Here is an 11631-nt window from a genome sequence, read left to right as displayed (position 1 = left end):
CGGCATCGCGGACGCCCTCGCCCCGGCGCCGCGGCCCGCGCAGCCGGCCGCCCCCGCGCCGGAGCCCGCGTCGGAGCCCGCGTCCGAGCGGCGTACGGACGTGCGGATCGCCCTCGACCCGCAGGCGAAGGCGGCCTTCAAGGAGGCCAGGATCGCCGAGCGCCGGCTGCCGGCCGAGCTGGCGAGGGTCGCCCTGGCGCCGGCCGGACCCGAGCACGACCGGGCGCTGTACGACGCCTCGTCGTTCCGGGAGTTCGCCGCCGAGCCGCTGCCCCTCGACCGGCTGTCCGAGCTGCTCGGCACCCTGACGCGCGGCGAGCTCGACGGCCGCCAGAAGCACCGCTACCCGTCGGCCGGCGGCTTCTACCCGGTGCAGGTCTACCTGTACGTCAGGCCGGGTGCGGTGCAGGACACCGAGGGCGGCCTGTACTACCTGCACCCGGGCGAGCGGACCCTGGTGGCGGTCGACCCGCAGGCCCGGTTCGGCACCGACCTCCATGTGTTCCACAACCGTGCGCTGGTGGAGTCCGCCGCGTTCGGCGTCTTCCTGGTGTCCACCCCGGCGGCCATCGCACCGGCGTACGGCGAGCGCAACGCGGCCCGGTTCTCGACCATCGAGGCCGGCCACATCGCCCAGCTGCTGCTGACTGCGGCACCCGGACGGGGTCTCGGGCTGTGCGCCGTGGGGGAGATGGACTTCGGCGCGGTACGGGACCGGTTCGCCCTGGCGGACGACCAGGAGCTGCTGCTGTCCCTGTGGGGCGGTGCGCTGCCGCAGTCCGTGCTGGACCGCCGGGCCGACCTGGTCGCGGCGGAACGGGACCAGGGCGCCCGTCCCGCTCCCGCCGCCACCCGGGCGGTGGCCGTGATCGGCTTCGCCGCCCGCCTGCCCGGCGCCGACGACCTGCGCGAGCTGGACGCACTCCTCGCCGCCGGCGGCAGCGCGGTCGGCCCGGCCCCCGCCGGACGCTGGGCCCCGCTGGAGTCCCGGGCCCGCCGGGCCGGCGCCGCGGTCGGCGGCTACCTGGCGGACGTCACCGCCGTGGAGGCCGAGGAGTTCGGCCTCCCGGAGGGCGAACTCGCCGCACTCGACCCACAGGAGCGGCTGCTGCTGACGGTCGCCCGGCACTGCGTCGAGGACGCGGCCCTCACCCCCGAGCAGCTGTCCGCCGCCGGACCGGTCGGCGTCTTCGTCGGCTCGATGTGGCAGGACCACGCCCTGTACGGGGTGGCGGCGCGGGCCGACGGAAGGCCCGGCACCCACGCCACCCGCGGCGGCCTGGCCCACCGGGTCTCGCACGCCTTCGGCCTGACCGGGCCGAGCCTGGTGCTCGACACCGGCTGCGTCTCCGGACTGGCCGCCGTCGAGGCGGCCATGCGGGCGGTGGCCGACGGCCGGTGCGAGGCGGCGCTGGCCGCCGGAACCAACCTGGTGCTGCACCCCGACCACCTGGACGTGCTGTCCGAACTCGGCCTGGTCGCCGAGCAGCCCGACTCGTGCGCGTTCACCGACCGGGCGAGCGGCTGGCTGGTCGGCGAGGGCATCGGTGCGGTGCTGCTCAAGCCGCTCGACCGGGCCCTGGCCGACGGCGACCCGGTGCACGCGGTGCTGACCGGCGGCGCCCTGGTGCACTCCGGCCGGACCCGGCAGTTCGGTGTACCGGACCCGCTGCGGCAGGAGCAGGTGATGCGGGCCGCGCTCGCCGACGCCGGCCGCACCGCGGCGGACATCGGCTACGTCGAGGCGGCGGCCGCCGGGGCGGCGCTGGCCGACGCCCTGGAGTTCACCGCGCTGGGGCGGCTCTTCGGCGGCGAGGGGACGGCGCCGGACACGGCGGGCCACGGCCCGGCGGGCGCGACCCCGATGGGACCGGTCCCGGTGGGATCGGTCAAGCCGGCCACCGGCCACCTGGAGGCGGCCTCGGTCTTCGCCCAACTCGGCAAGGTGATCGCCCAGTTCCGCCGCGACCGGCTCTACCCGACCCGCCGGACCTCGGCACCCAACCCGGCACTGGCCGGGCGGAGCGGCGCCGTGGTGGTGGCCGGCCCGGGCGCCGACCGGTGGCGCACCGGACCCGACGCCACCCGCCGGGCACTGGTCAACGGATTCGCCGGCGGCGGGTCCTACGGCAGCCTGGTGGTGGAGGAGCCGCCGCAGCGGCCCGCCCCCGCCGTACCGGCCGACGACGACCGGGTGGAGGCCCTGCCGCTGTCCGCCGACACCACCGGGAACCTGGCCCGCTGGGCCCGGGCGCTGGCGCTGGAGTTCGACCGCGAGCCCGGCCTCACGCTGGCCGCCGCCGCCCGCACCCTGCGGGAGGGCCGCCGCGACCGCGCGGCGCGGGGCGTGGTGGTGACGGACCGGTACCGGGCCGCCGCCGATCTGCGGACCCTGGCCGAGCGGGTCACCCGCGAGGGCTCCGGCGTCACCGTCGGCGCCGCACGGGCCCCGGAGGAGGAGCGGGCCGGACTCGCCGACTGGGCGGCCGGCGGCGCCGCGCCGCAGGCGGCACGACGGTCGGCGGCACCCCGGGCCGCACTGCCCCCGGTGCCGCTGACGGTACGCCGGGTGCCGCTGCCCGCCGCGGAGTCCGTGACCGCCGTGGTCCCGGCCGCCCCGGCACCGGCGAGCCAGGCACCGGAAAGCCAGGCACCGGCGAGCCAGGCACCGGCAGCTCAGGCACCTGCCGCCGAGGTCCCGGCACCCGCCGTGCAGGCGCCGGCACCCGCCGCGCAGGTGCCGGCCACCGGGCCGGCGGCCGTACCGCAGGGGCCGTTCGAGCGGATGGCGCGGATCGTGGCCGAGGAGACCGGGGCCGCCCGGTCCCGCCTCACCCCGGCGGACGACCTGTTCGCGATGGGTGTGACCAGCCGCCAACTGCTGCGGATCGCCGCCCGGGTGACCGCCGACGGCGGCCGCGAGCTGCCGCTGGAGGCGTTGTTCACCGCGCCGGACCTGGCCGCGCTGGCCGAACTCGCCTACCCCGCCGCCGTCGCCGTCTGATCCACCACCGGACCACCAACAGAGAGCAGTTGATGCACCATGACCCGGATCTACATGTTCCCCGGCCAGGGAGCCCAGCGCCTCGGCATGGGCCGGGCGCTCCTCGACCGGTTCCCCGCCCTGGTCCGCGAGGCCGACGAGGTCCTCGGGTACAGCCTGCGCGAGCTGTGCCTGGAGGATCCCGGCGGGCGGCTGGGCAACACCCGCTACACCCAGCCCGCGATGTTCGCGGTCAACGCGCTCGCCTACCGGGCGGCACTCCAGGACACCGGTGAGCCGGACGTCGCGATCGGGCACAGCCTCGGCGAGTACAACGCCCTGGAGGCGGCCGGGGTGTTCGACTTCGCGGACGGCCTGCGGCTGGTCGCCGCCCGGGCGGCCGCGATGGCCGAGGTGGACGGCGGGGGGATGAGCGCCGTGGTCGGCCTGACCGAGACCACGCTGCGGTTCCTGCTGCTGCGCGCGGGGTTCGGCACCCTGGACCTCGCCAACCTCAACACCGCCACCCAGACCGTCCTGGCCGGCCCGGTGGACGACCTCGACGAGGCCGGCCAGGTGCTGGAGGACGCCGGTGCCCGGATGGTCCGCCGGCTGGACGTCAGCGGCCCCTTCCACTCCCGCTACATGGCGCCCGCCGCCGCCGCGCTGGCCGGTACCGTCCGGGCCACCCGGCTGCGCCCGCCCGCCTTCCCGGTGATCGCCAACCGGACCGCCGAGCCGTACCGCGCCGACCTGGCCGCGGACCTGCTGCTGGAGCAGATCGACCACCCGGTGCGCTGGCGCGAGAGCGTCGAGGCGCTGCTGGCCGGGCCCGACCCGCAGTTCACCGAGGTCGGCGAGAGCACCGTGCTGACCAGCATGGTCCGGCAGATCCGACGCGACGCCGCCCCGGACCGGACGGTCCGTCAGGTCCAGGCCGCCGTCGCCTGAGAAACACCCACGCACCGCACGAGGAGACGCGATGACCAGCTCCACCCTGAGGTTCCGCCCGCCGGCCGGCGCGGGGTTCTGCCCCCGCCCGGTCCCGGGTGCGGCCCTGCGTCTGTTCCTGTTCCACCACGCGGGGGGATCCCACCTCCTCTACCGCGACTGGGTGGCGCACTTCCCCGCCGACTGGGAGATCCACCTGCTGGACGCCCCCGGCCGCGGGCGGCTCACCGACCTGCCGGCCTGCTCCGACGCCGGGCAACTGGTGGACTTCTTCCACGACGAGATCGTGCTCGCGATGGACCGCCCGTTCGCCTTCTTCGGGCACAGCATGGGCGGCCTCGCCGCGTACGAGCTGACCAACCGCCTGGCCGCCGAGGGCCTGCCGCTGCCGGTCTGGCTCGGGCTGTCGGCGCGCGGCGCCCCGCGGCCGCCGGGCCCGTCCGACACCCGGCACACCCTGCCCGACGACGCGCTGCGCCACCACCTGGCGGCGATGGGCGGCACCCCACCGGAGGTGCTCCAGGACCCGGAGATCTGGCAGCTGTTCGGGCCGATGATCCGGACCGATCTGCGGCTCGTGGAGACCTGGACCCCGTGCGAGGGGACCGCGCCGCTGACCGTCCCGCTGTCCGTGTTCGGGGGGTCCGACGACGTGGTGGTGTCACCGCAGCGGCTCGCCGCCTGGCAGCAGCACGCGCGGCGCTTCCTCGGGCTGCACCTGTTCGACGGCGACCACTTCTACTTCCGGGGCCGGACCGCCGAGATGGCCGCGCTGGTCACCGCACAGATCCGCGCCGCCACCGCCGGTGCCACCCAGGGGGCCGTCCGATGACCGGCGCGCGTACGGACTGCGCACCGCGCACCCACCGCGGCGACGAGGTCCGGCTGTGGATCTGCGCCAACGACGACCTCGGGCCGGGAATGGCCACGGCGCTGGCCGGCCACTGGCTCGACGAGCACGAACTGGCCACCGCCGACCGGTTCGTGTTCGAGCGGGACCGCCGGCAGTACCTGGTCGCCCATGTCATGGTGCGGCGGCTGCTCTCCCTGGAGACCGGCGTCCCGGAGGCGCTGGTGGAGCTGCGGCGGTCCGACCGGGGGCGGCCCTCGCTGCGCCCGCCGGACGGCGGACTGCGGTGCGGGCACGGCGAGTTGGACTTCAACCTTTCGCACGCGCACGGTTACAATGCGATCGTCGTCGCCAGGGGCCGGCGGGTCGGCGTCGACGTCGAGAGGTTCGACCGGGTCGGCGGCCGCGCGCTCGAGGGGATCGCCGAGAGCTTCACCCCCGGAGAGCGCCGGCAGCTGGCGGGCCTGCCGGCGGGAGGGGTGCGTGACCGGGCCGTGCTGAGGCTGTGGACGCTGAAGGAGGCCTACTCCAAGGCCCGCGGCCTCGGTCTCGGACTGCCCTTCGACTCCTTCGGCTTCGTCCTGTCCGGGAGCGACCGGGTCCTGGCCTTCGAGCCCCCCGCCGACGACCCGGCCGGCCGCTGGTCCTTCCTGGCACTCGAGCCGGAGCCGGACCTGCTGCTGTCGGTCGCGGTCGAGGCCGGGGCCGAACCGCCGCGCGCCGTCCACCTGCACGGCGGGTTCCCCTGGCGGCCCGCCGCCCTGCGCGACAGCTTCACCCCCGGGCACCCGGCACCGCTGCTCACCCCGGGCACCCTGTCCGTGCCCGGCACCGCGGCACCGGCGGCCGCACGCCCGGGACCCGTCCGACCGGGGCCCGCCGGGACCCCGCCGCACCACACCGAGGCACCGAGGAGCGCCGCATGATCAAAACCGTACGGACGGCCGGGGAGAGCGCGCGCTCCGGCGGGACCGCGCACCTGGCCGCGGACGCCGTGACCCGGATCCGCGGCGACCGGACCGTGCTCAACGGCGTGTCGCTGACCGTGTCGGCCGGTGAACGGCTCGGCCTGATCGGCGAGAACGGCGTCGGCAAGTCCACCCTGCTCAGGGTGCTGGCCGGGCTCGACGCCCCGGACGCCGGCCGGGTCCGGGCCACCGTCGGCGGCGCACCCGGCCACCTCTCCCAGGAACCCGAACTGCCGCCGGACTGGGACCTCGCCCGCTGCCTCGCCGAGGCCCGGCAGGAGGTGGACCGGCTGGCCGCGCGGATGCGGGAGGTCGAGACGCTGATGGGCACCGCAGGCCAGGACGCGCTCGCCGCACTGCTGGCGGAGTACGGCGCCCTCCAGGAGGAGTTCACGGCGCGCGACGGCTGGCGCTTCCCGGCCCGGGCGGCCGAGGTCTTCCAGGCCCTCGGCCTGCACCGGTTGCCGCCCGACCGGCTCGCCGGTGAACTGTCCGGCGGCGAACGCGCCCGGCTGGGCCTGGCCGTGCTGGTCCTGCGGAGCCCGCCCGCGCTGCTGCTGGACGAGCCCACCAACCACCTCGACGACGAGGCCGTGGACTGGCTGGCGGCGTGGCTGCGCGGCTACCGGGGACCCTGCCTGATCGCCTCCCACGACCGGGACCTGCTGGACGGCGCCGTCACCGGGCTGCTGGACCTCGACGGCCCGCGCGGGTCCGTCGTCCGCTACGGCGGCACCTACCGCGAGTACGCCGCCGAGCAGGCGGCCGCCCGGCGCCGCTGGGAGGCCGACCACCAGGTCTGGACCGAGTCGATGACCGCCGCCACGCTGCGGCTGTCCCGGTCCGACCGGGCCGCCGGGCACTACCGTCCGCCGCGCGACAACGCCAAGATGAACTACGACCTGCGCGGCGCCGGGGCCCAGGCCGCGGTCGCCCGTACCGCCCGCGCCGCGAAGGAGGAGATCCGCCGGCTGCGGATGCAGGAGGTGCCGAAGCCGCCCAGGCCGCTGCGGTTCACGGCGGTCGGGCTCGCCGACGCGGGCCGGGGCGCCGCGGCCGCGGCGCCCCCGGCGGACCCGGCCGCCGCGCTGATCGAGGTCCGCGACGTGGAGACCGCGCAGGGCCTGCGGCTGCCCGGGCTCGCCCTGCGGGACTGTGACCGGGTCGTGGTGGTGGGCCCCAACGGGGCGGGCAAGTCGACCCTGCTGCGGGTGCTCGCGGGTGAACTGGCCCCGGCCCGCGGCCTGGTCACCACCCGGCCGGGGCTGCGGATCGGGTACCTGCCGCAGGAGAGCAGCTTCCCGGGCGGGCACCGGCCGCTGCTGCGCTGCTACGCGCAGGCGGTGGCCGCCGACGAGGACGAGGCCGCCGAGCAGCTGTTGGAGCTGGGGCTGTTCCGCGCGGCCGACCTGCGGGTGCCGGTCGGGGCGCTGAGCGTCGGCCAGCGGCGGCGGCTCGACCTGGCCCGGCTGGTGGCGCTGCGGCCCGAGGTCCTGCTGCTCGATGAGCCCACCAACCACCTGAGCCTGCCGCTGATCGAGGACCTGCAGACCGCGCTGGACGACTTCCCCGGCCCGGTGGTGACGGTCACCCACGACCGGCGGCTGCGCCGCTCGGCCGGCCGGCTGCTGAGCCTGGACCGGGCGGCGTCCTGACGGCGGCCCGGGCTGCGGCGGCCCGGTTCGCGGCGGCCCGGGTCAGCGGGCGGCCGCGGTGCGGGCGCTGAGCCGGTCGAACTGCCGGCTGAGGAGCTCCTGTTCCTGGCTGAGCCGGTCCAGCCGCCGCCGCAGCCGGGCCAGTTCGTCGCCGAGGTCGAGCACCACGGCCCCGCCCTGCGGGGCCGGGCCGCCGCGGGCCGCCCTGGCCGCCGGGACGGAGCCGATCACCGCGGCCGGTGACGGCTGTCCCGCCGGGGCGCCGAGCTCCCGCGCCTGGCTGAGGATGGACTGGACCCGGCGGCGCAGCGCGGGCCCGGGCTCCACCCCGAGCTCGTTCACCAGCCGCATCCGCGCCCGCTCGTAGACACCGAGCGCCTCGGCCTGCCGGCCGCACCGGTACAGGGCGACCATCAGCAGGTCGTAGAACCGCTCCCGGACCGGGTTGTCGCTGGTGAGCTCCTCGAGTTCGCCGGTGATCTCGTGGTGGAGGCCGGCCCGCAGGCTCGCGTCGTAGAGCGTCTCCAGGGCGACCAGCCGGTTCTCCTCCAGCTGTGCTGCCTCGGCCTGGCAGATGTCACCGCCGAGGCTGCCCTGCAGGGCGGGCCCGCGCCACAGGGCGAGCGCCTGGCGCAGCAGCCGGACGGCCCGGGCGGGGTCGGTGGTGACCACGGCCCGGCCCTGGGCGGAGAGGCGGTGGAACCGGGCGGCGTCGGTGGCGTCGGGCCCGGCGTGCAGCTGGTAGCCCAGGGCGTGGGTGTCGATGCGTTCCTGGCCGGTGGAGCCGGCGTCCTCGAGCAGTTTGCGCAGCCGGGCGATGTGGGCCTGGAGGGCGTTGGCGGGGTTGGCCGGGGGGTGTTCACCCCACAGTTCGTCGATCAGCCGGTGGTAGGACAGCAGGTGTCCGGCCTTGACCACCAGGGCGCCGAGCAGGATGCGCTGTTTGGAGCCCGTGGGGACGATCCGCAGACCGCGCCGCTCGTCGTGGATCTCTACCGGGCCGAGAATGCGGAACTGCATGTTTCCTCACAATGCGGCGCTTGACGGGGTCGGTCGGGGCCCGACCGGCGAGCGGGAGAACCGGTTCGGGTCGGCGAAGCCGAGCGGGAACGCCGGCGGCCGGCCGCGGACCAGCCCGGCGACCACCTCGCCGATGCCGGTCGCGTGCTTGAACCCGTGGCTGTTGCAGCCGCCCGCGACCACGATCCGGGGGTCCGCGGCGAGCGGGCCGAGGACGAACTGGCCGTCCGGGGTGCGGGCGTACAGGTTGGCGGTGGCCCGGGAGGGGAGCGCGCCCACGCCGGGGACGGCGTCCGGCAGGATCCGGGCCAGCACCGACCAGTCGTCGGGGGAGACCGAGCGGTCCATGCCCTCGGGGTCCACGGTGCGGAAGTTGCGGCCGCCGTCCTCCAGGCCGAGTTTCAGCTCGGAGCGGCCGGGGAGGGTGCCGTGGCCCCAGATCACCTCCCCGTCGGCGAGTTCCCGCATGAACACCGGGAGCCGCTCCAGGGTGAAGCGCGGCTCGGCGGCCGCGGGCGTGAACCAGGTGGTGGGCATCCTGACCACGTCGAGCGGGAGCCCGGGGACGAGCTGGGAGAGCCACGGCCCGGCCGCCACCACCACCGAGCGAACCAGCAGCCGGCGCAGCGGGGTGTGCACCGAGATCCCGTCGTCGCCGGGCTCGACGGCGGTGACCCGGGTGTCGGTGAACACCCGCGCCCCGGCGCGGCGGGCGGCGCCGACCGCCGCGGCGATGGTGCGCTCGGGGTAGGTCAGGCCGCCGGCCGGTTCCAGGACACCAACCTGGCCGTCCGTCAGGCCGGCGTGGGCGGGGGCCCGCCGGCGCATCGCGGCGGCGTCCAGCAGTTCGACGTCCAGGCCGTGCTGGCGGGCCGCGGTCAGCGCGCCGCCGACGATGCGGCCCTCGCGCGGCCCGATCAGCATCGCGCCGATCCGCTCCATCAGGACCTCGCCGCTCTCCGCCTCGAGTTCCGCCCACAGCTCGCGGGAGCGCCGGGCGAGCGGGACCAGCCCCGGGTGTTCCAGGCAGGCGGTGCGGAACATCCGGCTCTCGCCGTGCGAGGAGCCGTGGACGTTGCCGATGCCGTACCGGTCGATGCCGATCGCGTCGATGCCGTGGCGGGCGAGCTGCCACAGGGCGCAGGCGCCCCAGGCGCCCAGCCCGACCACCGCGACCTCGGCGTCCTTGACGGCGGATGTGCGGCTCATGGTCCCTCCTGGTGGTCCGGTCCTGGGGTGGTCCGGGGACCGGGTGCGGTCCCCGGCGGCGGCCGTGCCGCGGCTCAGACGGCCGCGGCGGCCGGCTGCGGCACCGCGGCCGACGGCCGGGCGAAGGCGGGGGCGACCTGCCCGGCGAACAGCTCCATCGCCCGCGCGGCCCGCTCGTACGGCAGGTGCCCGGGGTTGAACTGGAGGCTCAGGCACAGGTCCGGCCCGTACTCCTCGGCGATCCGGGCGACCTGCTCGCGGACCTCCGGCACGGTTCCGGCCAGGACCTTCCCGTCGGCCAGCGCCCGGTCGAAGTCGTACGAGCGGGCCTTGTCGGCGAACTTCTCGTACCCGGGGTACTGGCTGCTGCGGGTGTGCGCCCAGGAGGAGACCGCCTCCGCCATCCGGGCCACATAGTTCCCCTCCTGGGCGCGGGCGTCCGCGAGGGCGAGCCCGCGGTCCTCGGAGAGGTAGCAGGTGTACTTGACCTGGATCCGGCCCGCGCCGGGATGCCCGGCCTCCGCCCGGGCCTGCCGGTAGCCCTCGATCATGTCGCGCAGGCCCTGGCGGGTCGTCACGGACGGCACCACCTGGAGGTGGTGGCCGGCCCGGCCGGCCGCCGCGCAGGACTCCGGGCTGCTCGCCGAGGCGACGAAGACCGGCGGGTGCGGCTGCTGGTAGGGGCGGGGGTAGCCGGTGAACGGGCCGAAGCGGTGCACGGCACCCTCGAAGACCGTCCGCTCCCCGCTCCACAGCGCGACGCAGGCGGCGATGCCCTCCTCGAAACGGGCCCGGCTCTGCTCGATCGGGACGCCGAAGGCCTCGAACTCGTCCGGCAGGAAGGCCCGTCCGAAGCCGACGTCGAGGCGGCCGTGCGAGAGGTTGTCGAGCATCGCGAGGGAGGCGGCGAGCTTCACCGGGTGGGTGAAGGCCGCGATCACGGCGCCGGTCGCCAGCCGGATCCGGCTGGTGCGGGCCGCGGCGGCGGACAGGAACGCCACCGGGTCGGGGCTGTAGCCGCCGTACGGGGAGCCGTAGTGCTCGACGATCTGCACGTGCTCGTACCCGAGCGATTCGGCCAGTTCGACCAGCCGCAGGCTCTCGTCGTAGTACTGGGCGGCGCTCTTCCGCTCCGGGTCGACGACCGGGAAGAAATTGACTCCGAATTCCATGGCGACTCCGTCTGACGGTCCGGTACGGATGGGCCTGCGGTATCGGTACGGACCTATTCGGGGCGCACCACCGCGGCGACAGCAACGTAACCGCGGGGGCGGCCGCCGCCCCGATTTCCCGACCGCTGTCCAAGCCGCGTTCCAACGGCTCTCAAGCGGACGTGGGGGGCGGCCGCCGGGGGCGGGCGGGTGCCCGTTCAGCGGTCCGCGGGCCGGCCGGCCGCGGACAGCAGGCGCCACCAGCCGTCCACCGTGGGTTCGGCGATCAGCTCCGGGAAGGCGGCCTCGATGCCGTGCCGGTGGCACCGGCTGACGACCTGCATCACCGCGACGGAGTGCAGGCCGTGGTCGATCAGGTCCTCGTCGTCCGGGGGCAGCTCGCCCGGTGCCAGCCCCATGCTCTCGGCGATCATCAGGCGGAGTGAATCCTTGGTCAGGGGGGTGCTCGAGGAATTGTCCATGGGCCGGACCGTAGCACCGGGAAAGGAATCCGCGGCGGTCCGCCGGAATTCCGTCGGCGGCCGGTGGGAGGCCATTGGCGAAGCGCTTGAACGGCGCTTGAGAAAACCGCTCCACACCCTGCCCGGCGGCTAGTTTCGGAATCCGGACGGCCCGCCCGCACCCCGGACGGCCGCCCTCCCACACCGACCCGCCGAACACTGGGAGCGAGGATGGAACGGCGAGCCCAGGCCCGCCCGGCCGCCACCGGGACCACCGCGTTGCGCGTGCTGCCCGGCGGATCCACGGCACCGGGCCCGCGCCCGAGGCACTACGGGTCCGCCGCGCCGTCGGCGCCGGCCGTCCCGCTCACCGCGGACGCCCA

Annotated in this window: 9 protein-coding genes; 5 read left to right on the top strand and 4 right to left on the bottom strand. The window is 76.2% G+C overall.

Annotation, left to right across the window (positions count from 1 at the left end):
* The 5 genes from AA75_RS37505 to AA75_RS37485 form a co-directional block, all read left to right on the top strand.
* The coding region (locus AA75_RS37505; protein ID WP_199520509.1) for a beta-ketoacyl synthase N-terminal-like domain-containing protein at positions 1-3004 on the top strand (3004 nt) is incomplete at its 5' end.
* Positions 3005-3043: 39 nt separating this feature from the next.
* The gene (gene fabD / locus AA75_RS37500) at positions 3044-3934 is read left to right on the top strand and encodes an ACP S-malonyltransferase (RefSeq protein ID WP_033824897.1); all 891 of its coding nucleotides are present in this window, start codon (positions 3044-3046) and stop codon (positions 3932-3934) included.
* A 31-nt stretch (positions 3935-3965) separates the two neighbouring features.
* On the top strand, positions 3966-4766 hold the full coding sequence (locus AA75_RS37495) for a thioesterase II family protein (protein WP_051814103.1): 801 nt from the start codon (positions 3966-3968) through the stop codon (positions 4764-4766).
* Positions 4763-5710, top strand: a complete 948-nt coding sequence (locus tag AA75_RS37490; RefSeq protein ID WP_063794521.1) for a 4'-phosphopantetheinyl transferase superfamily protein — start codon at positions 4763-4765, stop codon at positions 5708-5710. The genes AA75_RS37495 and AA75_RS37490 overlap by 4 nt, the downstream gene beginning before the upstream one ends.
* Positions 5707-7407 (top strand): ABC-F family ATP-binding cassette domain-containing protein, encoded by a 1701-nt coding sequence (locus tag AA75_RS37485; protein ID WP_082527125.1) that lies wholly within the window; start codon positions 5707-5709, stop codon positions 7405-7407. The genes AA75_RS37490 and AA75_RS37485 overlap by 4 nt, the downstream gene beginning before the upstream one ends.
* A gap of 42 nt (positions 7408-7449) precedes the next feature.
* On the opposite strand, the gene AA75_RS37480 is transcribed toward AA75_RS37485, so the two are convergent.
* The 4 genes from AA75_RS37480 to AA75_RS37465 form a co-directional block, all read right to left on the bottom strand.
* Entirely contained in the window at positions 7450-8427 is a 978-nt protein-coding gene (locus AA75_RS37480) for an AfsR/SARP family transcriptional regulator (protein ID WP_033824896.1), read from the bottom strand.
* A gap of 6 nt (positions 8428-8433) precedes the next feature.
* Complete coding sequence (gene solA / locus AA75_RS37475; protein ID WP_051814102.1) at positions 8434-9636, bottom strand: N-methyl-L-tryptophan oxidase; 1203 nt, start codon at positions 9634-9636, stop codon at positions 8434-8436.
* A 74-nt stretch (positions 9637-9710) separates the two neighbouring features.
* Positions 9711-10808, bottom strand: a complete 1098-nt coding sequence (locus AA75_RS37470) for an LLM class flavin-dependent oxidoreductase (RefSeq protein WP_033824895.1) — start codon at positions 10806-10808, stop codon at positions 9711-9713.
* 197 nt (positions 10809-11005) lie between these two features.
* Positions 11006-11269 (bottom strand): phosphopantetheine-binding protein, encoded by a 264-nt coding sequence (locus tag AA75_RS37465; RefSeq protein WP_033824894.1) that lies wholly within the window; start codon positions 11267-11269, stop codon positions 11006-11008.
* Positions 11270-11631: the final 362 nt, after the last annotated feature.

The sequence above is a fragment of the Kitasatospora sp. MBT63 genome (assembly GCF_000710465.2).
GTDB lineage: Bacteria > Actinomycetota > Actinomycetes > Streptomycetales > Streptomycetaceae > Kitasatospora.
Note: the sequence above shows the minus strand (reverse complement) of the source record. Positions and strands in the feature narration are given on the sequence as shown.